General features: G+C 73.2%; 16 protein-coding genes. 10 read left to right on the forward strand and 6 right to left on the reverse strand.

Features of this window, described 5'->3' with window-relative positions:
- Positions 1 to 85: 85 nt before the first annotated feature.
- The gene (locus tag LO763_RS21365; protein WP_230788612.1) at positions 86 to 3,148 is read left to right on the forward strand and encodes an ATP-dependent helicase; all 3,063 of its coding nucleotides are present in this window, start codon (positions 86 to 88) and stop codon (positions 3,146 to 3,148) included.
- 147 nt (positions 3,149 to 3,295) lie between these two features.
- On the forward strand, positions 3,296 to 3,751 hold the full coding sequence (locus LO763_RS21370; protein ID WP_230788614.1) for a DUF4878 domain-containing protein: 456 nt from the start codon (positions 3,296 to 3,298) through the stop codon (positions 3,749 to 3,751).
- A 124-nt stretch (positions 3,752 to 3,875) separates the two neighbouring features.
- On the opposite strand, the gene ileS is transcribed toward LO763_RS21370, so the two are convergent.
- A complete protein-coding gene (ileS, locus tag LO763_RS21375) occupies positions 3,876 to 7,019 on the reverse strand; it encodes an isoleucine--tRNA ligase (protein WP_230788635.1) in 3,144 nt (1,047 codons plus the stop codon).
- 501 nt (positions 7,020 to 7,520) lie between these two features.
- On the opposite strand from ileS, the gene LO763_RS21380 reads away from it, so the two are divergent.
- Positions 7,521 to 9,665, forward strand: coding sequence for an anthranilate synthase component I (locus LO763_RS21380; RefSeq protein ID WP_230788637.1), 2,145 nt, complete (start codon positions 7,521 to 7,523; stop codon positions 9,663 to 9,665).
- Here the strand turns inward: LO763_RS21380 and LO763_RS21385 are convergent.
- On the reverse strand, positions 9,631 to 10,203 hold the full coding sequence (locus LO763_RS21385) for a hypothetical protein (protein WP_230788847.1): 573 nt from the start codon (positions 10,201 to 10,203) through the stop codon (positions 9,631 to 9,633). The two genes, LO763_RS21380 and LO763_RS21385, sit on opposite strands and share 35 nt — an antisense overlap.
- A gap of 215 nt (positions 10,204 to 10,418) precedes the next feature.
- Here LO763_RS21385 and LO763_RS21390 point away from each other — a divergent pair, with 215 nt between their 5' ends.
- Positions 10,419 to 10,991 (forward strand): dihydrofolate reductase family protein, encoded by a 573-nt coding sequence (locus LO763_RS21390; protein WP_230788639.1) that lies wholly within the window; start codon positions 10,419 to 10,421, stop codon positions 10,989 to 10,991.
- A 175-nt stretch (positions 10,992 to 11,166) separates the two neighbouring features.
- A complete protein-coding gene (locus tag LO763_RS21395) occupies positions 11,167 to 11,811 on the forward strand; it encodes a DUF1345 domain-containing protein (RefSeq protein ID WP_230788642.1) in 645 nt (214 codons plus the stop codon).
- 25 nt (positions 11,812 to 11,836) lie between these two features.
- Here the strand turns inward: LO763_RS21395 and LO763_RS21400 are convergent, their stop codons facing one another.
- From LO763_RS21400 to LO763_RS21410, 3 genes are all read right to left on the reverse strand, one after another.
- Entirely contained in the window at positions 11,837 to 12,955 is a 1,119-nt protein-coding gene (locus tag LO763_RS21400; RefSeq protein ID WP_230788645.1) for a PrsW family intramembrane metalloprotease, read from the reverse strand.
- Positions 12,952 to 13,560 carry a hypothetical protein gene (locus LO763_RS21405; protein WP_230788647.1) on the reverse strand — a complete coding sequence of 203 codons (609 nt, stop codon included), beginning with the start codon at positions 13,558 to 13,560 and terminating at the stop codon, positions 12,952 to 12,954. Before LO763_RS21405 ends, LO763_RS21400 begins: the two co-directional genes overlap by 4 nt.
- A gap of 1,065 nt (positions 13,561 to 14,625) precedes the next feature.
- Positions 14,626 to 15,225, reverse strand: coding sequence for a PepSY domain-containing protein (locus LO763_RS21410; protein WP_230788649.1), 600 nt, complete (start codon positions 15,223 to 15,225; stop codon positions 14,626 to 14,628).
- A 202-nt stretch (positions 15,226 to 15,427) separates the two neighbouring features.
- Here LO763_RS21410 and LO763_RS21415 point away from each other — a divergent pair, with 202 nt between their 5' ends.
- The 3 genes from LO763_RS21415 to LO763_RS21430 all read left to right on the forward strand — a co-directional run bounded on the left by LO763_RS21415 (position 15,428) and on the right by LO763_RS21430 (position 18,994).
- Positions 15,428 to 16,105 carry a response regulator transcription factor gene (locus LO763_RS21415; RefSeq protein ID WP_230788653.1) on the forward strand — a complete coding sequence of 226 codons (678 nt, stop codon included), beginning with the start codon at positions 15,428 to 15,430 and terminating at the stop codon, positions 16,103 to 16,105.
- Between the two features lie 16 nt (positions 16,106 to 16,121).
- On the forward strand, positions 16,122 to 17,612 hold the full coding sequence (locus LO763_RS29450) for a sensor histidine kinase (RefSeq protein ID WP_304608862.1): 1,491 nt from the start codon (positions 16,122 to 16,124) through the stop codon (positions 17,610 to 17,612).
- Between the two features lie 476 nt (positions 17,613 to 18,088).
- Positions 18,089 to 18,994 (forward strand): 2-hydroxyacid dehydrogenase, encoded by a 906-nt coding sequence (locus LO763_RS21430; protein ID WP_230788656.1) that lies wholly within the window; start codon positions 18,089 to 18,091, stop codon positions 18,992 to 18,994.
- A 141-nt stretch (positions 18,995 to 19,135) separates the two neighbouring features.
- Here LO763_RS21430 and LO763_RS21435 read toward each other — a convergent pair whose 3' ends face one another.
- Positions 19,136 to 19,495, reverse strand: coding sequence for a tRNA-binding protein (locus tag LO763_RS21435; protein ID WP_230788659.1), 360 nt, complete (start codon positions 19,493 to 19,495; stop codon positions 19,136 to 19,138).
- Between the two features lie 210 nt (positions 19,496 to 19,705).
- Between LO763_RS21435 and LO763_RS21440 the strand changes: the two genes are divergently transcribed.
- Together LO763_RS21440 and LO763_RS21445 are read left to right on the forward strand one after the other, a co-directional pair.
- Complete coding sequence (locus LO763_RS21440) at positions 19,706 to 19,852, forward strand: hypothetical protein (RefSeq protein WP_230788661.1); 147 nt, start codon at positions 19,706 to 19,708, stop codon at positions 19,850 to 19,852.
- A 62-nt stretch (positions 19,853 to 19,914) separates the two neighbouring features.
- Positions 19,915 to 20,523, forward strand: coding sequence for a nucleotidyltransferase family protein (locus LO763_RS21445; protein ID WP_230788663.1), 609 nt, complete (start codon positions 19,915 to 19,917; stop codon positions 20,521 to 20,523).
- Positions 20,524 to 20,591 lie beyond the last annotated feature (68 nt).

Consider the following 20,591-nt stretch of genomic DNA (forward strand, 5'->3'; position numbering starts at 1 on the left):
AGCGGGCGCGGACGCCGCCGACGAAAGAGGGCCGGCCGCCGACGGGCGGCCGCGAGCACTGCCGACGAAAGGCGCGAGGTCAACGATGAACAGCCGCAAGCACTTCAGCGCCATCGGCCTGGCCAACCGGCTCGGCCAGCCCGCCCCCACCGAAGAGCAGCGCGACGTCGTCGAGTCCGAGCCGGCCCCCATGCTCGTCGTCGCGGGCGCCGGGTCGGGCAAGACCACCACCATGGCCGACCGCGTCGTCTGGCTCATCGCCAACCGCGTCGCCCGCCCCGAGCACATCCTCGGCCTCACCTTCACGCGCAAGGCCGCCGCCGAACTCGCCGCCCGCGTCCGCGAAAAGCTGCGGCGGCTCACCGAGTCCCTGCCCGACCTGTCCGAGCTCCACGGCGAGCCGACGGTCTCGACGTACAACGCGTACGCGGGGAGCCTGGTGAGCGAGCACGGCCTGCGCATCGGCATCGAGCCGGGCACCCGCGTCATCACCGACACCGGGCGGTGGCAGCTCGCCCGGGACCTGGTGTGCGCCTGGGACGGGGAGATGAGCGAGTTCGACGTCAGCGTCGACCGCGTCACCGAGCTCGTGCTCCAACTCGCCGAGCAGCTCGCCGAGCACCTGCGGGACGGGGCCGAGCTGCGCCGCTTCGACCGCGACCTCCACGAGCTCCTCGAGGAGCGTCGATCGGCGAAGCTGAACGACGAGTTCCGCGCCCTCATGTCGCTGCGGCGCAGGCGCGAGCAGCTGCTGCCGCTGGTCGAGGCGTGGGACCGGCGCAAGCGCGAACTGGGCGTCATGGACTTCCCCGACCAGCTCTCGCTCGCCGCGCAGCTCGTCGCGGGCTCCCCCGAGATCATCGCCGCCGAGCGCGACCGGTGGCGGATCGTGCTCCTCGACGAGTACCAGGACACGTCGTTCTCGCAGGTGTCGCTGCTTCGGGACCTGTTCGGCGGCGGGCATCCCGTCACGGCCGTCGGCGACCCGAACCAGTCGATCTACTCCTGGCGGGGCGCCTCGGCGGGCACGCTCCAGCGCTTCCCGACCGACTTCCCCGACGCGGACGGCCGGCCGGCCGCGGTCGCGTACCTGACGCGGTCATGGCGGAACCGGGAGGCGGTGCTGGCGGTGGCGAACGCCGTCTCCGAGCCGCTGCGCGCCGGGACCGTCCCGCCGCTCACCGCCGGGGCGGTCTTCGACGACGAGCACGGCCCCGGCATGGTCGAGGCGGCCATGCACCTGACCGCCGCCGACGAGGCCGCATGGATCACCGCGCGGCTGGCGGAGGTGTGGCGCCCCGAGGCCGACGAGACCGCCGCGGTGCTCATCCGCAAGCGGCGCCAGATCCCGGCCCTGCACCGGGAGCTGACCGCGAAGGGGCTGCCGGTCGAGGTCGTCGGCTCGCTCGGGCTGCTGTACTACCCCGAGGTGGCCGAGACCGTGGCGATGCTGCGCGCCGCCGCCGACCCGACCAGCGGGCCCTCGCTCATGCGGCTGCTGGCCGGGAACCGGTGGCGCATCGGGCCCCGGGACATCGCCGCGCTGTGGGCGCGGGCCCGCGAGCTGGCCCCCGACTCGCGCGGGTTCGAACCGGACGCGGGGCGGGAGGCCGAGGCGTCGCTGGCGGACGCGCTGGCCGACCCCGGTGCGGCCGAGCATTACTCGACGCTCGGATACCTGCGGTTCGCGCAGCTCCACGAGGAGCTCGGCTGGATCAGGAGCCGCCTGGGCCAGAGCCTGCCGGACGTGGTGGGCGACGTGATCGCGCACAGCGGCCTGGACGTCGAGGTGATGCTGCACCACGGCGACCTGTCGCACCTGGACGAGTTCACCGACGTGGCCGCCGCATACGAGAACGACACGAGCGGGGCGAGCGTCTCGGGGTTCCTGTCCTACCTGGAATCGGCGGCCAAGCGCGAGCGCGGCCTGGTGGTCGAGGGCGCGAACCCGGCCGGCGGGGTGGTGCAGCTGATGACGGTGCACGCCGCGAAGGGCCTGGAGTGGGACGTGGTGGCGGTGCCGGGGCTGTGCGCGGGCATCCTGCCGACGTCGGTGAAGCGCGACTCGACGTGGGTGAGCGACGCGGCGCGCCTCCCCTACGGACTGCGCGGCGACGCCGAGAACCTCCCGGTGCTGTACCTGGACGAGGCCCACACGCCCGCCGACGTCAAGAAGGCCGTGGGCGACTTCAAGACCGACGACCGCGAGGCCCGCCTGGACGAGGAGCGCCGCCTCGCGTACGTCGCGCTGACGCGGGCGCGGCGGGCGCTGCTGGCCAGCGGCTACTGGTGGGACGCCGAGGCGAGGACCTCCCGCAAGCCCGCGCCGTACCTGGAGGAGGCGCGGGCCGCGGATGCGGGCGTCCCGGTCTGGGCCGACCCGGGGCCGTCGAACCCGCTCGAGGACCAGGCGCGCACGGCGTCGTGGCCGAGCAAGGCGCCCTTGGGTTCGCGCCAGGCCGCGTTCGCCGAGGCGGCGGACCTGGTGCTGGCGGCGGCCGAGCCCGCCGGAGAGGGCCCGCAGGCCCGCCAGTGGGCGGAGGAGGCCGAGCTGCTGCTGACCGAGCGGGACGAGCGCGAGTCGGGCGTGGTGCGGCTGCCGAGGCCGACGCGCCTGTCGACCTCGCAGCTGATGGCGATGCGGGCGGACGAGCAGGGCTTCGCGGCCTCGCTGCGGCGCCCGATGCCGCAGCCGCCGCGGCAGGCGACGCGGCGCGGCACCGAGTTCCACGCCTGGGTGGAGGAGTTCTTCGGCGGCGGGGCCCTGTTCGACCCGGCCGACCTGCCCGGCGCGGCCGACGAGGTCGCGGCCCAGGGCGACCTGGAGCGGCTCAAGGAGCGGTTCAGGAACTCGGCGTGGGCGGGCCGCAGGATCGCGGCCCAGGAGGTGCCGTTCGTGATCGAGTACGAGGGCATCGTGGTCAGGGGCCGCATCGACGCGGTGTTCCACAGGGACGACGGCGGGTACGACGTCGTCGACTGGAAGACCGGTCGCCCTCCGGAGGGCGAGGCGGCCGTTCACGCGGCCTTGCAGCTGAAGGTGTACCGGAAGGCCTGGGCGCGGCTGAAGTCGATGGACGAGGCCGAGGTCCGCGCGGCCTTCCACTACGTGGAGTCGGACCGCACCTGGTGGCCGGACCTCGATTAGCGTGACCGCCCCGCGGCGTTCGGCGCCGTGTCGCCGCCGGTTTGCGCGGCGGCGCTACCGTGGTGACCGCCCGGTGGAAACCGGGCCCGTCCCACCCGCGGCCCGGCCACCCACCGGGCCGACACCCGATCCCATTGATTGGAACTCATGAACAGCAACGTCAAGCTCCGCCGCGCCACCGCTCTCACCGGCGGGGCCTTCGCGCTCGCACTCGCCCTCGCAGCCTGCGGCGGCGGCAACGACACTCCCGAAGGCGCCGTGGAGAACTTCATGGACGGCGGCGCCGAAGACCTCTTCACCGCCATCGTCGACGGCGACGCCGACAAGGCCTCCGAGACCGCCGAAGAGCACTTCTGCGCGGACGACGTGGCCAGCGTCGAAGAGGCGGCCGCCGCGTTCGAAGGCATGTCCGAGGAGGAGAAGGCGACGGCCGGCGAGGAGTTCGACATGTTCAACGACATGTCCTACGAGATCGGCGAGGTCAACGAGGAGGGCGACACCGCCACGGTGGCCCTCTCGATCACCGCCGACGGCGAGACCACCGACGAGACCTTCGACCTGGCCAAGGAAGACGACGCCTGGAAGCTCTGCGGCATGTTCTGAGCGCCGCTGCGACGGGGCCCGGCGAGCAGTGCTCGCCGGGCCCCGTCTCGCCTCAGGCCCGCGACGGCCGCGGAGAGCGCGAGGGGCTCGGGCGCCGATCGGCGCCCGAGCCCCTCGGCGGCGTCTACCGCTTCTCGACCGCGGCCTTGACCGTGGCGTCCCCGGCCTCGCCACTGGTGGCGCCTTCGGGCAGAACGCCGAAGGCCAGGTCCAGGGCGAGGGTCTCGGCCTGGACGAAGCCGCGGTGGGCCTCGACCGCGGCGCGGACGTCCCCGTCCGCGTCGAGGGTCACCGACACGCGGTCGGTGACGTCCAGGTCGGCGTCCTTGCGGGCCTGCTGGACCACGCGGACCACGTCCCGGGCCAGGCCCTCGGCGGCGAGCTCGGGCGTGACGTCAGTGTCGAGCACCAGCACGCCGCCCCCGTCCGGGAGGGACTCGGTGTGCTCGGCGTCGACCGCGACCATCGTCAGCTCGTACTCGCCGTCGTCCAGGACCACGCCCCCGGCGGTGACCTTGCCGTCCTCGGCGGTCCAGTCGCCGGCCTTGACGGCCTTGATGACCCGCTGCACGTCCTTGCCCAGGCGCGGGCCGAGGGCGCGCGGGACCAGCTTGAGGTCCGCCCGGCTGTAGGCCCCGACGTTCGAGTCGAACTCGACCGCCTTGACGTTCAGCTCGTCCTTGAGCAGGTCCGCGAACGGCGCCAGGCGCTCGGCGTGCGCGGTCGCCACGGTGACCTTCGCCAGCGGCAGGCGCACTCGCAGCTTGCGGGCCTTGCGCATGAACAGGCCGACCGAGGCGATGTCGCGGACGGCGTCCATGGCCTCGACCAGGGCGTGGTCGGCGGGCAGGTCCTCGGCGGAGGGCCAGTCGGCGAGGTGCACCGAGCGGCCGCCGGTCAGTCCCTTCCAGATGTCCTCGGCGACCATCGGCAGCAGCGGCGCGGCGACCTCGGCGGCGGTCTTCAGGGCCGTCGCGAGCGTCGCGAACCCGGCCTCGTCGCCCTCCCAGAACCGGTCGCGCGAGCGGCGCACGTACCAGTTGGTGAGGGACTCGAGGTAGGAGCGGAACGCGGCGGTCGCGGCCACCAGGTCGTACTCGTCCATCGCGGCGGTCATGGTCTCGACCAGCTCGCGGGTCTTCGCGAGCAGGTAGCGGTCGAGCCGGTGCTCCGAGGCGAGCGCGGCGGCGCGGGCCTCGGCCGGGGACACCTCGTAGCCGGCCGCCCCCGCGTAGAGCGTGTAGAAGTACCACACGTTCCACAGCGGGAGCACGATCTGGCGGACGGCGTCGCGGAAGCCGGTCTCGGTGACGGGCATGTCGCCGCCGCGCAGGACCGGGGAGGACACGAGGAACCAGCGGACCGCGTCGGAGCCGTACTGCTCGAAGGACTCCCGCACGTCCGGGTAGTTCTGGAGCGACTTCGACATCTTCTGCCCGTCGGCGCCCAGGAGCGTGCCGTGGACGACGGCGGTGCGGAACGCGGGCCGGTCGAACAGGGCGGTCGCCAGGACGTGCAGCAGGTAGAACCAGCCGCGGGTCTGCGCCGTGTACTCGACGATGAAGTCGCCCGGGTAGTGGTGCTCGAACCAGTCGGCGTTCTCGAACGGGTAGTGGACCTGCGCGAACGGCATGGACCCGGACTCGAACCAGCAGTCGAGGACCTCGGGGACGCGGCGCATCGTGGACTTGCCCGTCGGGTCGTCCGGGTTGGGCCGCACGAGCGCGTCGATGCCCGGCCGGTGCAGGTCGGTGACGGCCACCCCGAAGTCGCGCTCGAGTTCGGCGAGCGAGCCGTAGACGTCGACGCGCGGGTAGGCCGGGTCGTCGCTCGTCCACACGGGGATGGGCGAGCCCCAGAACCGGTTGCGGCTGATGTTCCAGTCGCGGGCGTTGGCGAGCCACTTCCCGAACTGGCCGTCCTTGACGTGGCCGGGGGTCCAGTCGATCTCCTGGTTGAGCTCGACCATGCGGTCGCGGAACTTCGTGACCGCGACGAACCAGGCCGACAGGGCCCGCTGGATCAGCGGGGACCCGCAGCGCCAGCAGTGCGGGTAGTTGTGGTTGTAGGTGTCGTGGCGCAGGAGCCGCTGGGTGGCCTTGAGGTCGCCGATGATGAGCTTGTTCGCCTCGAAGACGTGGACGCCCGCGTACGGGGGGACCTCGTCGGTGAACTTGCCGGAGCTGTCGACGGGCACGACCGGTTCGATGTCGGCCGCGTCGGTGACGACCTTGTCCTCTTCACCGAAGGCGGGCGCGATGTGGACGACGCCGGTGCCGTCCTCGGTGGTGACGTAGTCGGCGGCGAGGACCTGGTGGGCGTTCTCGCGGCCCGCGAAGAAGTCGAACGGCGGGTTGTAGCGCAGCCCGACCAGGTCGGCGCCCTTGTGGCGGGACAGGACCGGGGGGTCCTCGCCGAGCTCGCGGGCGTAGGCGGGGAGGCGGGCCTCGGCGAGCAGGTAGCGGCTGTCCTCGGACTCGACCACGACGTAGTCGACGCCGGGGTGGACGGCGGCGGCCAGGTTCGACGGCAGGGTCCAGGGCGTGGTGGTCCACACCAGGAGCTTGACGCCGTTCAGGTCGCCCTCGGAGGTGACGTCGAGGCCGACGGTGACGGCCGGGTCCTGGCGGTCCCGGTAGGTGTCGTCCATCTTCGTCTCGGTGGCGGCCAAGGGGGTCTCGCAGCGCCAGCAGTACCACAGGACGCGGTAGCCCTCGTAGATCAGGCCCTTGTCGTGCAGGGTCTTGAAGGCCCACATGACGCTCTCCATGTAGGTGAGGTCGAGGGTCTTGTAGTCGTTCTCGAAGTCGACCCAGCGGGCCTGGCGGGTCACGTAGTCGACCCACTCGTCGGTGAACTGGAGGACCGAGGCCTTCGCGGCGGCGTTGAAGCGGTCCACGCCGTAGGCCTCGATGTCGGCCTTGGACTTGAGGCCGAGCTCCTTCTCGGTGGTGACCTCGGCGGGCATCCCGTGGGTGTCCCAGCCGAAGCGGCGCTCGACGCGGCGCCCGCGCATGGTCTGGTACCGGGGGACGATGTCCTTGACGTACCCGGTGAGGAGGTGCCCGTAGTGGGGCAGGCCGTTGGCGAAGGGCGGGCCGTCGTAGAAGACGAACTCGTTGGCGCCGTTCTTCCCCGCGTCGCGGGCCTCGATGGAGGCGGCGAAGGTGTCGTCCTTGTCCCAGAAGTCGAGCACGCGGCGCTCGACTTCGGGCAGGTTCGGGCTCGCCGGTACGCCCCGGTCGGGGTCGTCGAGTGGATAGGCCATGGGCTCGGTGTCTCCTCGTCACACACCTTGCTTCGGTGTGCGAGGACGAGCCGCGCCCCCCGGTTTTGGGGGCGACCCGCGGTACCACCTCGCTTGGCGCACCGGGTGCGCCCGCTCGATTCGGCGGCGGTGACGGGCCGCGCCCGTCCGGTTCTACTGGGGCCCGGGGGCCCGTTCTTCCGGAAGCTCGCCGGTGATGGCCGGGTCGACGCTGTTGCCCTCCAGTGTAGCGCCGGCGCCCGGGAGGGTCGCGAGCGAATTGCGCCGGGGGTTCCCACATGATGGCGGCGCGCTGTGCGCAGGCCACCGCTCCGGGGCCGGGCCATGTACTATTCGGCCTGTGAGAATCCACGCACGCAACTGGTGGTGGCGTCGCTGAGGCGGCGTCCTGCTTTTGCGTGCGAGCGAAGCGAGCGACCGTCTGGATGGCGGTCGCTTCGTCGTATCCGGGGTCGGCCGCCTCGCGGACGGGACTTGACACCCAGTGAGGAATGAGGCCCCATGACCAGTTTCACAGGCGGCATCGCGCTGACCCCGGCGGGCGTGTCGGTGGCGCGCACCGTCGCCGAACTCGACTCGCCCGACCTGACGGCCGTGGTGTCGCAGGTCGAGACGCGCCGCGGCGGCGTGCTCTCCAGCGGCATGGAGTACCCCGGGCGCTACTCGCGCTACCACCTCGCGTACGTCGACCCGTCCCTGGAGGTCGTCGCGCGCGGCCGCTCGGTGACCGTGCGGCGGCTCAACGCCCGCGGCTACCTGCTGGTCGACGTCCTCGCGGACGCGCTGGCCGCGGCCGGGGTGGGGACGGTGACGCGCCACGACGGCGAGGTGCGCGTCGAGGTGCCCCCGCCCGCCGCGCGGGTGCCCGAGGAGCTGCGGTCGAAGCAGCCGACGGCGTTCTCGGCCCTGCGCGTGGTGCTCGACGCGCTGCGCTGCGACGACCCGTACCTGGGCCTGTGGGGGGCGTTCGGGTACGACCTGGCCTACCAGTTCGAGCCGATCCCGTTCGCGAAGGAGCGGCCCGACGACGCCCGCGACCTGGTGCTGCACCTGGCCGACGAGATCTACGTGGTCGACCGCAAGCGCGAGACGGCGCAGGTGCGCCGCTACGAGTTCACGTTCGGGGACCGGACCACGAAGGGCCTGCCGCGCGAGACCGAGTCGCTCGACTACCGCCCGGCCGCGTCGGTGCCCGAGGGGCCGGTGCCGGGCGTGTACGCCGACACGGTGCGCCGCGCGAAGACCGAGTTCAAGGCCGGGAACCTGTTCGAGGTCGTGCCGGGGCACGAGATGTACGCCGCGTGCGACTCGCCGACGGCGTTCTACGAGCGGCTGCGGACCGCCAACCCCGCGCCGTACGAGTTCCTGTTCAACCTGGGCGAGCGCGAGTACCTCGTGGGCGCCTCCCCGGAGATGTTCGTGCGGGTCACGGGCGACCGGGTGGAGACCTGCCCGATCTCGGGGACGATCGCGCGCGGGAGCGACCCGCTGCACGACGCCGCGCAGATCGCCGAGCTCATCGGCTCCGCGAAGGAGGAGTCGGAGCTGACGATGTGCACCGACGTAGACCGCAACGACAAGGCCCGCGTGTGCGTGCCCGGCTCGGTGAAGGTGCTGGGCCGCAGGCAGATCGAGATGTACTCGCGGCTGATCCACACGGTGGACCACATCGAGGGGCGGCTGCGCGAGGGCATGGACGCGCTGGACGCGTTCCTGACGCACACCTGGGCGGTGACGGTGACCGGCGCGCCCAAGACGTGGGCGATGCGGTTCATCGAGGAGCAGGAGACGACGCCGCGGCGCTGGTACGGCGGCGCGGTGGGCTTCGTCGGCTTCGACGGGTCGATGAACACCGGGCTGACGCTGCGGACCGCGCAGATCAGGGACGGGGTCGCGTGCGTGCGCGCGGGCGCGACGCTGCTGTACGACTCGGACCCGGACGCCGAGGAGGCCGAGACCCACCTGAAGGCCCGGGCGCTGCTGGAGACCGCGGCGGGCGGGATCGGGGCCGCGGCGGCGGTGCCCGAGCCGATCGAGGTCGCGGGCGGCCCGGCGGGGGCGGGGCGGAAGGTGCTCCTGGTCGACCACGAGGACTCGTTCGTGAACACCCTCGGCGACTACTTCCGGCAGCACGGCTGCGAGGTGACGACGCTGCGGTTCGGGTTCGACGCGGCCGCGGTCCTGGAGGAGCTGGCGCCCGACCTGGTGGTGCTCTCCCCCGGGCCGGGGCGGCCGGCGGACTTCGGCACGGCGGCGCTGCTCGACGCGATCGCCGAGCGGGGCCTGCCCGCGTTCGGGGTGTGCCTGGGGCTCCAGGCGATGGTCGAGCACGCGGGCGGGGCGCTGTCGCTGCTGGAGGAGCCGAGCCACGGCAAGCCCGGGAACGTGAAGGTGACCGGTGGGGGCCTGTTCGACGGCCTGCCCGACGAGGTGACCGCCGCGCGCTACCACTCGCTGTACGCCACGGCCGACCAGGTCAAGGGCGGTTTCACGCCGACGGCGGCGATCGACGAGGTGGTCATGGCGATCGAGGCGCCCGCGAAGCGCTGGTTCGGGGTGCAGTTCCACCCCGAGTCGATCCTGACCGCGGCCGGGGCCCACGGGCACCGGATCATCGGGAACGCGCTGCGGCTGACCGCGCGCTGAGCCGGGCCGCGTCCGGTGGACCGAGCGAGGCCGGGAGGCGCCGCGGCGCCTCCCGGCCTCTCGCATGTGCGGGCCGGGAGGCGCTGCGGCACTCGCCTCTTTCGCAGGTGCGGGCCGCGAGGCGCCGGCCTTTCGGTAAAGAGGTGAACTCCCAGTCCTTCACGCAGCCCCAGGCGCCGTGGCCCCAGTTGCCGTTCCAGTAGACCTCCAGCCAGTAGCCGCTGGCGACGCCGCACGCGTCGTACTCGCCGCCGGCGACCCGGTCGCAGGAGGCCTGCACCCAGGTGTCGGCGGGGATCGCCCCGATGATCTGGGAACCGGTCTCGGCCCGCAGCCGGTGGTTGACGCTTTCGCCGAAGCGGGCCCGGCAGGTGCGCGGCTCGGCCGCGGCGTCCGGGGCGCCGGTGTTCTCCACCCGGGACTTCGCGGGCGCCGGCGCTTCGGCGGGCGCCGCCGCGACCGCGGTGGCGGCGGTCAGCGCCAGCGCGATCGCGGCCGCCGTGACGCCGATGGCGGTGAAGAGCTGCCTCAATACCATGATCACCTCTGTGGTGCATTCGGTCAGGTCGCGCCTTGTGACGCGTTCTCACCGTAATGACGCACTGAGGTTTTTCACTGACAAAACGGGCAATGTCGGGAAGCCGACACCAAGGTGTTCCGGATCCGGGGTCGCGGGAGGCGACGAGGTCTTTCGAACAGCGGGGGCGCGGGAAGGGGCCGCGGAATGTCGGTGGCCCGTGATTGGCTGGCGGGATGGCCAAAACCGTGTACAACACCGCAACCAGTATCGACGGGTTCCTCGCGGACCCCGGCAACTCGCTGGAATGGCTGTTCGCCGTTCCGGGCGGCCAGCCCGAGGAGGACGGGGACGCCGAGTCGCCCTTGGACGAGTTCGGCGAGTTCCTCGCCGGGGTCGGGGCGATCTGCATGGGCTCGACGACCTACGAGTGGATCGTCGAGCACGAGCAGGTGGTCGAGCACCCGGAGAAATGGGCGTACGAGCAGCCCGTCTGGGTCTTCACGAGCCGGGACCTCCCGGCGGTGCCCGGGGCCGACATCCGCTTCGTCTCCGGCGACGTCGCCTCGGTGCACGCCGAGATGGCGGCCGTCGCAGGGGACCGGAACCGGTGGATCGTCGGCGGCGGTGACCTGGTCGGCCAGTTCTTCGACGCGGGGCTCCTCGACGAGGTGGTGCTGTCGCTGGCGCCGGTCCTCCTCGGCGCGGGGGCGCCGCTGCTCCCCCGGCGCATCCTCGCCGACCGACTCGAACTCACCGAGACCAAGTCGGTCGGCCAGTTCGCGTGCCTCACCTACCGCGTCAAGTGACGTCCCGCCGATCCGGTCGAGCCCTCCACCGGCGCGCTCGTCCCGAGCCGCGGTGAGGCGCTGACACGCCGGTCCGCGCCGGCCCGCCCCGGTGGGCCGGCGCGGACCGGCCGCCTGATCCGCTCCGTCTGGTTATGCTTCGTCGAGCACCACCGTCGACAAGGGATGCCGGGCGATGACGAGGCGAATGCGGTACCTGGCCGGTCAGGCCGCGGCGCGGGCGGCCGAGCTCGCGCTGGTGCTGCTCGGGCTCCAAGTGGTCTTCGCCGAGTTCGACGCGGCGGGCGAAGCGCTCCTGCTGCTCGGCTGGGACCTCCTCGCCGCGGTCTACCTGGCGGTGGGGGCGCTGCTGGTGCGCCGGTCCCGGCACCGCGAGCCCGAACCCGCCGCCGGCGGGCGGGGCCTGCTCATGTCGCGGTACCGGTTCGCGTTCACGCTCGCCGCGAGCCTCACCGGCGTCGGCGCGGCCGTCGACCTGCTCACGGCGGACGGCCGGGACGCGGTCGAGGCGGTGGTGCAGGTCGCGGCCATCGTCGCCACCGGGCTGGCCTGGCTGCTCCTGCACTCGGGGTACGCCCGGTTCTACGCCGCCCGGTACGCGGCCGCCGGCGAGGGGTTCGCGTTCCCCGGGACGGCCGAACCGGGCCCGGTCGACATGGCGTACTTCGCGTTCGCGGTCGGCACCTCGTTCGCCACGTCCGACGTGGTGGTCACCTCGCGCGTGATGCGCTGGCACGTGACCGTCCACAGCATCGCGTCCTTCGCGTACAACACCGCGGTCATCGCGCTCGCGGTGAGCGTGGTGACGCGGATGCGGTGACCTCAGGTGGTCCCTGCGGCCGCGGTCAGCGGCGCGCCGGGTCACCTCGGCGGGCGTCCGCCACGGCCTCGCGCAAGGGCTGCGCGTCCTCCACGGCGAGATCACCGGGCACGCGCGCTTCGACCAGGTCGAGCTGCGCGCGCTGGACCCGGGCCGCGGTCTCGCGCTGCGGACCGGCCGGGACCCGGCGCCGCGCGCGGGCGCGGGAGCGGCGCCGCGAGAGGGCCGCGGCCTCGTCGGCGCCCATGGTCCCGGCGGCGACCTCCTCGTCGGCGACGGCCTGCCAGCGGGCGCGGAAGCGGCGGCGCACCGACAGGTAGACGACGAGGGCGATCAGGAAGTTCAGCAGCGGCTTGCCCACCGGATCGAGGAACCCATCGAGGACGGGCGCGTCGAACGCCCAGTGCATCCCCATCGCCAGCAGCAGGCAGCCGATGAAGGCCGCGATGCGGCCCGCGGGCGGGCGCCCGACGGCCCCCGCGAGGTAGCCGATGCCCGCGCCCGCGACGGCGGTCATCGCCCAGTGCGAACCGATGCCGGTGAGCAGGAACCGGACCATCGCCGCCTGCTGGGTGGCCGCCAGGGGGTCGACGCCGCCGAACGCCAGGATCTGAAGGAACCCGTAGCTGAGGTTCTCGGACACCTGGAAGCCCAGGCCCACGAGCGCGCCGAGGACGAAGCCGTCGGCGGCGCCGCGCACGAGACTCGCCGAGACGGCCGTCAGCATCACCACGCCGGCCGCCTTCGCGAGCTCCTCGTTGATCGGGGCCGTCAGCGCGGGCGCCCAGGAGGCGGCGGTCTCGAGGTCGAGGGCGCGGGACCAGGCCGAGAGGAGCACGCCGTTGAGCAGCTGCGCGATGCCGCAGGCGGCGAGGCCGCCCCACATGACCGCGAGCCAGGTGCCCGGCCGGGGCGGGGCCTGGACCGGGCGCAGCAGCCGCCGCACGAGCCACAGGCCGAGGGCGAGGCTGAAGGCGAGGAAGACGACGCCGAACAGCGCGCTCGGCCCGAACACCCGCGCCCAGGGCAGCAGGTCCTTCAGCAGCAGCCACAGTCCGGCCGCCGACAGCGCGACCATGGTCCAGAACGCGACGGTGCGCGTGTCGACGGTCTTGGCGCGCAGGAGCGGAGCGGTGGTGGTCACGCGGCCTCCCCGGTGAAGGCGATCGAGTCGACGAGTGCGGCGGCCGCGGTCCGGTCTTCGGCCGATGCGTCAGCGGTACTGAGCACGCGGACGTTCACCGCGTGCCCGTGATCGGCCGAGGGCAGCACGTACAAGGCGCCGGTCTGGTCGTCGAGGCGGAGGTCCCCTCGGAGCCCGTCCTCGATGTTCGGTGTGGCGAACGCGGCGGGCGGGCCCAGTTCGAGCATCGAACCCGAGTACTCGGCGGTCTCGAGGAGCCGGCTCACGCCCTCCCACATCCGCTGCGGGTCGGTGCCGTCCGGGTCGGGGAACTGCACCGCGTCGAGCACGACCGTGGTGCCGTCGCGGGCGAGGACCACTCGCAGGTCGAGTTTGGTCTGGGCCCGGTCGACCTCCCAGGCCTCGTCCAGCTCGACCTCGGCGGCGCGTTCGGGGCCGAAGGCGACGACCGTGCCGGGTTCGAGTGCCTCGCGGGCGGGCAGCGACCGGTTCGCCAGCACTTCGACGGCGGCCACCATCAGGAGGACGCCGACGGCGACGAGCGGCACCCAGATCCGGGCCCGGCCCCGGACCGCGTTCCCGCCGATGACGCGCTGTTCAGCCATCGGGTCAACATAACCAAGAAGCAGGGCCCAGACCTGCGAAAACGCAAAAACTCGACAGGCCTGCAATTTGGCGAGGTCGATGCCTGCGCAGGGAGCAGAACCGGCCTGGAGCCCGAACGGTCGATCGCCCGCGCCAAGGCGCCTCGACCCCACCGGCGCCCCGATGCGACCGGGCCCTCCCGCCGCAGCGCGAACGGCCAAGAAGGCGACCCGCCGATCCGGTCGGCGCGGCCCGAACTCGAACCGCGCTCCGCGAGCGCGCATCCCACGGCTGAAGGCCCGAACAGCCCAAGCCTCAGCTCGGCGCGATCGAGCACCCGGCTTCAGCACGAACGGCCCGAGAGACGAACCGCCGGTTCACCCAACACGGACCGCACTCCCGCTGGCGTGAACCCCGCAGCCGAAAAGCCCGAGCCGCGGCCCGATGCGATCGAGCACTCCCGCCGCAGCGCGAACGGATCGGAAGGCAACCCGCCGCTTCGCTCAGCGCGGCCCGGAATCGAATCGCGCTCCAGCAGGCGTGAAGCCCGCGACCGAGAAGCGCGAGCGGTCCGAGCCACCGCCCGATGCGATCGAGCACCCGGCTTCAGCACGAACGGCCCGAGAAACCAGCCACCGGTTCGCTCGGCACGGACCGCGCTCTCGCTGGCGTGAAGCCCGCGGCCGAGAGAGGCGCGATCGCCTCGCCGACCGTGCGCCGACGAGCGCGCGGCCGGGCCCGTAGCCGGGTCTGTAGCCTGCGGGTCGGCCCAGCGTCGCGCCCTGCCGGCAGGGGAAGCCTCTTGTTGCCGAATCACGTTGCAGCGCAACGACTTCCCCAGAAGGCTTCTCGGCTTGCCGGTACGGTTCAGGGGGTGTCGACGAGCCCCTGGCGGCCGCTATCCAACCCGCACTCCCGTCGGCCCGCCCCCACCGGACCGGCCGCCGCGCAGCGGCGACCGGCCGATGGCCCGCATCGCCGCGTCGTCGGCGCTCCAGACACCACACCGGTACCTGGAGCGCCTTCCGCCTTGCGACCGAACCAGCGGCCTCAGGCACCGGCTCGCCGGAGTTCGTAAACGTCCCCTAGTCGTCGTCACCGTCCTCGTCGTCATCGTCGTAGCGGTCGTCGTCCACATCGTCCGCGTCGTCGTCATCGTCATCGTCGTACTTGTCGTCGGCGTCGTTCGGGTCGTCGTCCGCGAAGACGTCGGCGATGGTGCCGTCGAAGGCGTCGACCACGACGTCCCACTCGGCGTTGTCGGCGTCGACCACCTCGACGATCCACACCGGGGCGTCGGCGGTGCCCTCCAGGTCGATGTCGTGGACCTCGCCCGCGACTTCGGCCAGGGCCGCCTCGACGGCCGCGTCCTCGCCGATGGCCTCGGCCGGGAGCGCGAAGTCGTCGTCCCCGTCGTACACGTCGTCCGCGTCAGTGCCGTCCGTGCCGTAGGCGGCGCCGTCCGTGCCGTAGGCGGCGCCGTTCTGCCCGCGGCTGTCATCGGTGCCGGTGACGTCGCCGCGGGTCTCGTCCGCGTCGTCGAGGTCGGCCGCGAAGGCCGCGGCGGCGCCGCCGCCGAGGAGCAGGGCGCCCGCGGCGCCCGCGATGACGAGGGTGCGGTGGCGGCCGGTGAAGCGGCGGGCCTTCGGGGCCTCGGGCTGCTGGGTGTCGGTCGGAGCGTTCATGTCGGGTCCTTTCGTCTGGCTGATCGGATGTCCGCAACCTTGCGCCCCCGAACCTGAAGCCAAGCTGAAGCGACCTGAAGACGGCTTAAGGTTCGGGGCCGGGCGGCGCCGTCGCCAAGCGTCCGGCCTGGTCGCGGCCGGTCGCGGACCCGCCGGGGCGACTTCAGGTTGGCTTCAGGTTCGCTGTGTCAAGCTTCGGAACATGCGTTTGCTGATGGTGGAAGACGAGCAGCGGCTGGCCGAGATGGTCGCCGCCGGGCTGACGGCCGAGGGGTACGCCGTCGACCTCGCCCACGACGGCCGCACGGGCCTGTCGATGGCCCGCACCGGCGGCTACGACGCGATCATCCTGGACATCATGCTGCCGGGCATGAACGGCTACCAGGTGTGCGCGACCCTGCGCCGGGAGGGGATCGCCGCGCCGATCCTCATGCTCACCGCCAAGGACGGCGAGTACGACGAGGCCGAGGGCCTGGACACCGGCGCCGACGACTACCTGACCAAGCCCTTCTCGTTCGTGGTCCTCCAGGCGCGCATCCGGGCGATGATGCGCCGGGGCAGGTCCGCGGCGCCCGCGGTGTGGCGGTTCGGCGACCTCACGGTCGACCCGGCCACGCGCTCCTGCCGCCGCGCCGGCGCCCCGGTCGACCTCACCTCCAAGGAGTTCTCGGTGCTGGAGTACCTGGCGAGCCGCGCGGGCGAGGTCGTGTCCAAGTCGGAGATCCTCCACCACGTGTGGGACTTCGCCTACGACGGCGACGTGAACATCGTGGAGGTCTACATCTCCAATCTGCGCCGCAAGATCGACGCGCCCTACGGGAAGACCTCCATCGCCACCGTGCGCGGCGCGGGCTACCGGTTGGCGGCAGACGGTGGATAAGGCGCGGCGCAGGGCGATGCGCGAATCGCTGAGGCGGTCCCGGGGGAAGCGGCTGCTGTGGCGGCCGGAGTCGGTGCGGGCGCGCACCACGGTGGGCGCCACGGCCGTCGTCGCCGTCGCGCTGGTCGCGGCCGGGTTCCTGGTCGTGACCCTGCTGCGCGACAACCTGTACGGCCGCGCCGAGCTCACCGCCGAGGTCAGCGCCCGCTCCATCGCCGGGCAGCTCGCCTCCGGGACCGCGCCGACGGCGCTGGAGCTGCCCGACGACGACGAGCTCGCGCAGATCGTGGACGCGAACGGCGACGTCGTCGCCGCCAGCGAGGACCTGGTGGGTCTCGGCGCGCTCGGGGACTTCGCCCCGCAGCCCGAGGCCGCGACGAGCGGGCCGGACGACGACCAGGACGACGACGATGACGATGACGAGTCCGGGGACGACGATGACGACGACGCCGACGAGGTGACCGCGGGGGGCGGCTCGGTCGGGTCGGACCTGGACTACCGCACGCTGGACGTCCCCGAGGAGGACGCGCCCTACCGGTTCGCGGCCATCACCGCCACGGCCCCCGACGGCCGGGTCTACTCGGTCTACTCGGGATCCTCGCTGGAGACCCAGGAGGAGGCGGTCGACAGCGTCGCGGCGGCGATGCTGTGGTCGCTGGCGCCGCTGCTCGCGGTCGTCGCGGTCGTGACCTGGCTGGTGACCCGTCGCGCGCTGCGCCCGGTGGCGGCAATCCAGAGGGAGCTCGTCGAGATCACCGGCGGCGACCTGTCGCGGCGGGTGCCGGTGCCCGCGAGCCGGGACGAGATCCACACCCTCGCGACCACGACCAACATGACGTTGGCGGCGCTGGACGCGGCGGTGTCGCAGCAGCGCCGGTTCGTCGCCGACGCCTCGCATGAGCTGCGCAACCCGCTCGCGATCCTGCGGACGCAGTTCGAGATCGCCCGGGAGCACCCCGAGCTGCTGGACCTGGACGCGACGCTGGGAGACGTGATCCGCCTCCAGGACCTCGCCGCGGACCTGCTGCTCCTGGCGCGGTTGGACGCCGGGGAGCGGCCGCGGCACGTCGCGGTGCCCTTCACCGAGCTGGTGCGCGAGGAGGTGGCGCGCCGGGCCGCCTCGGACCGCGTGCCGGTGCGGCTCGAGGTGGAGGAGGACCTGTCGGTCATGGGCGTGCAGGGGCACCTGGCGCGGGCGGTGGGGAACCTGCTGGCGAACGCGCAGCGGCACGCCGTCGAGGGGGTGTCGGTGCGGTTGAAGGCCGAGGACGAGGAGTGGCTGCGGCTCGACGTCGCCGACGACGGCAACGGGGTGCCGCACGGGGAGCGGCGCCGGATCTTCGACCGGTTCGTGCGGCTCGACGAGTCCCGCAGCCGGGACGAGGGCGGCGCGGGGCTCGGCCTGGCGATCGTGCAGGACGTGGCGCTGGAGCACAAGGGCATGGTGTGGGTGCTCGATGCGCCCGAGGGCGGTGCGCTGTTCCGGATGGCGCTGCGCCGCATCTGAGGAGGGTCGGCGGGGACGGCCGCCGGGGAGGGAGGTGGATGCTCGACCCCGTCGACGGCACCGCCGATCGGCGGGAGCGGCCGCCGGGGAGGGAGTGGTCGCGGCGGTGCGGTGCAGTGGGTCGGCGAGGGGCGGCTGTCGGCGCGAGGGCAGGCGCTGAGGCGGAGGCGGTTGTGGCGGTGCGACAGGACAGTGCGACAGTGCGGACGCGAGGTCGGGGGCGAGTGCGCTGGGGCGGTCGCGCGGCGCGGCAGCGTGGGCGCGGGGCGGGTGCTTCGAGCGGAGGTGGTCGCGTCGGCGCGGGCGCGTGGCCGATGCACGCCCGTTCGGCCGATGCCGGAGCGGCGAGCGGCGAGCGGCGAGCGGCGAGCGGCGAGCGGCGAGCGGCGAGCGGCGAGCGGCGAGAACAGTGTGATCCGTTCACATCCGCTGGTCGGCGTGGAACTCCGGCAACACGGGCCTCATACGATGGCCTGATGAAAATCTGGATCGCTCACGAAGCGGGCCGGGCGCTGCTCGGCCCGGTGCCCGACGGCGTCGAGATCGAGGTCTACGAAGGCGGGGAGTACCCCTCCGATCCCGCCGGCGTCGACCTCTGGGTGCCGCCGTTCCTGGGACCGGACCCGGCGCGGACGTTCAAGGACATGCCCGGCCTCAAGGCGGTGCAGCTGCTCAGCGCGGGCGTCGAGCAGTGGATTCCGCACGTCCCGCACGGCGTGGCCCTGTGCGGGAACCGCGGCGCCCACACCGAGGCGACCGCCGAGTGGGTGCTGACCGCGACGCTGGCCTCGGTCCGCGGGTTCGACCGGTACGCGCGCGAGCAGACCGCGCGGGAGTGGACGCCGAGGCGGTCGGGGACGATCTCGGGCGCGACCGCGCTCATCGTGGGCGCCGGGTCGATCGGCGAGGCGGTCGCGCGCCGGTTCGAGGCCTCGGGCACGACGGTCCGCAAGATCGCGCGCACGGCCAGGCCGGGCGTGGGCACGCTCGCGGACCTGCCCGAGCTCCTGCCGGAGGCGGACGTGGTGGTCCTGATCGTGCCGCTCACGCCGGAGACCGAGGGCCTGGCGGACGCGGCGTTCCTGGCGCGCATGAAGGACGGCGCACTGCTGGTGAACGCCGCGCGCGGAAAGGTCGCGGACACGGACGCGCTGACCGCCGAGGTCGCCTCGGGGCGGCTGCGCTGCGCGCTCGACGTGACCGAGCCGGAGCCGCTCCCGGCCGACCACGAGCTGTGGGGCCTGGAGGGCGCGCTCATCACGCCGCACGTGGGCGGCGCGGTCGAGGGCTTCGCGGAGCGGTGCTACCCGCAGGTGGGCGAGCAGATCCGCCGCCTCGCGGCGGGCGAGCCGCTCGCGAACGTGGCCGTCAACGGCTACTGACCTCGGCGCGGCGCCAGCAATGTGAACGGAGGTTCCCGGTCAAACCGGACACCCGGGGACCCCCCTTTTCAAATCTACGCGCCGGGTGCGACGGGGATTCGGGGCCGCCGTTCGAACGGCGGCCCGTCCGCTGCGCGCCGGTCAGGCGATGCGGGCGCCGATCGGGGCGTCCGCGTCGGGGGCCAGGAGGATCACCTCACCGGTGCCCTCGACAGGGACGCCCAGGACCAGGACCTCGGACATGAAGTCGGCGATCTGGCGCGGCGGGAAGTTCGTCACCGCCACGACCGTGCGCCCCACCAGCTCCTCGGGGGTGTAGCGGGCGGTGATCTGGGCGCTGGAGCGCTTCACCCCGTGCTCGCCGAAGTCGATCCAGAGCTTGTAGGCGGGGTTGCGGGCCTTGGGGAAGGCCTCCGCGCGCTCGATGCGGCCGGTGCGGATCTCGGTGCGGAAGAAGTCCTCGGCGGAGCTCTGCTCCGTATTCGTCGTCGGTTCGGACATGCCGGGAGGGTACCGCTGCGGCGCGGCGGACCGCTCGCGCGTTTCCACCGGCGCCGCAGAGGGCGCCGCATCCGCGAAAGCAGCGGGCGCTTCATTTCACTGCTGTTACATGCCGGAGGATCGTCCGGACCCAGAGCCGCGGCGGCGCTATGGTGTCGTTACTCACCGTGTCCCGACCCGCTCATGAAGCCCGGACCCCTGGGAGCCCTCATGCGACCGCATCCACTGCCGGAGACGCCCGGCCCCGGCTCGACGCCGGGCGGGCGCCGCGTCGAGCAGGGCCCTGTGGAGCGGTACCCCGACCGGTGCGGTCCCCTCGACCGGATGGACCTCGCGCCCATGGCCGGCCCCGGCTGAGGCGGCCGGCCCTGCGCGCGCCGACACCCGCCACGGGGGCGGGGTCATCGAAGGGGGAACACATGAAGAACACCGCGGGGCTCGTGCTCGCCGCGGGCGCCGGAAGGCGCTTCGGGGAGCCGAAGGCCCTGGTCGAATACGAGGGGCGGAGCCTGCTGGACCGCGCCGTCGCCACACTGCGGGACGGCGGCTGCCGCCAGGTCCTCGCCGTGCTCGGCGCCGGGGCCGAGCGGACGCTGTCGGCGGCGGCCGAGGCGTTCACGCCGGTGCTCAACCGGCGCTGGGGGCAGGGCCTGTCCACCTCGCTGAAGGCCGGGCTGGCGGCCGTGCCGGAGCGGTACGACGGGGTCGTGGTGACCCTGGTCGACCAGCCGCGCGTCGAGGCCGAGGCGGTGCGGCGGCTCATCGCCGCCGCGGCGGAGGGCACGGCGATCGCGGTCGCCGTCTACGACGGCGGGCGCGGGCACCCGATGTACTTCGCCCGCGAGCACCTGGGCGCCATCGCCGACGGCGCCGCCGGGAACCGGGGGGCGCGCGACTACCTCGCCGAGAACCCGGGGCTGGTCCGCGAGGTCCCCTGCCCGGGCGATCCGCTGGGCGTCGACGCCCCGGCCGGCCTCGCCGCGCTCGGAAGCCCGGCGGGGACGCCGCGGCCGGCGGGGCTCGCCTGAGCCCGCGCAGGGGCGCCTGAGCGCCCCCTAGGGCCGGGCCGCACTGCTGCCAGCGTCGTCAGCGGTGC

Origin of the sequence: Glycomyces amatae (assembly GCF_020991375.1) — a bacterium.
GTDB classification, from domain to species: domain Bacteria; phylum Actinomycetota; class Actinomycetes; order Mycobacteriales; family Micromonosporaceae; genus Glycomyces; species Glycomyces amatae.

Excerpts from the sequence above, each read along its gene's own strand:
- LO763_RS21370 (WP_230788614.1), top strand. The coding sequence starts at position 3,296 with ATGAACAGCAACGTCAAGCTCCGCCGCGCCACCGCTCTCACCGGCGGG.
- LO763_RS21445 (WP_230788663.1), top strand. The coding sequence starts at position 19,915 with ATGAAGAACACCGCGGGGCTCGTGCTCGCCGCGGGCGCCGGAAGGCGC.
- LO763_RS21405 (WP_230788647.1), bottom strand. The coding sequence starts at position 13,560 with ATGGCTGAACAGCGCGTCATCGGCGGGAACGCGGTCCGGGGCCGGGCC.
- LO763_RS21385 (WP_230788847.1), bottom strand. The coding sequence starts at position 10,203 with ATGGTATTGAGGCAGCTCTTCACCGCCATCGGCGTCACGGCGGCCGCG.
- LO763_RS21415 (WP_230788653.1), top strand. The coding sequence starts at position 15,428 with ATGCGTTTGCTGATGGTGGAAGACGAGCAGCGGCTGGCCGAGATGGTC.
- LO763_RS21395 (WP_230788642.1), top strand. The coding sequence starts at position 11,167 with ATGACGAGGCGAATGCGGTACCTGGCCGGTCAGGCCGCGGCGCGGGCG.
- LO763_RS21380 (WP_230788637.1), top strand. The coding sequence starts at position 7,521 with ATGACCAGTTTCACAGGCGGCATCGCGCTGACCCCGGCGGGCGTGTCG.
- LO763_RS21430 (WP_230788656.1), top strand. The coding sequence starts at position 18,089 with ATGAAAATCTGGATCGCTCACGAAGCGGGCCGGGCGCTGCTCGGCCCG.
- LO763_RS21390 (WP_230788639.1), top strand. The coding sequence starts at position 10,419 with ATGGCCAAAACCGTGTACAACACCGCAACCAGTATCGACGGGTTCCTC.
- LO763_RS21435 (WP_230788659.1), bottom strand. The coding sequence starts at position 19,495 with ATGTCCGAACCGACGACGAATACGGAGCAGAGCTCCGCCGAGGACTTC.
- LO763_RS21410 (WP_230788649.1), bottom strand. The coding sequence starts at position 15,225 with ATGAACGCTCCGACCGACACCCAGCAGCCCGAGGCCCCGAAGGCCCGC.
- LO763_RS21440 (WP_230788661.1), top strand. The coding sequence starts at position 19,706 with ATGCGACCGCATCCACTGCCGGAGACGCCCGGCCCCGGCTCGACGCCG.
- LO763_RS21365 (WP_230788612.1), top strand. The coding sequence starts at position 86 with ATGAACAGCCGCAAGCACTTCAGCGCCATCGGCCTGGCCAACCGGCTC.
- ileS (WP_230788635.1), bottom strand. The coding sequence starts at position 7,019 with ATGGCCTATCCACTCGACGACCCCGACCGGGGCGTACCGGCGAGCCCG.
- LO763_RS29450 (WP_304608862.1), top strand. The coding sequence starts at position 16,122 with ATGCGCGAATCGCTGAGGCGGTCCCGGGGGAAGCGGCTGCTGTGGCGG.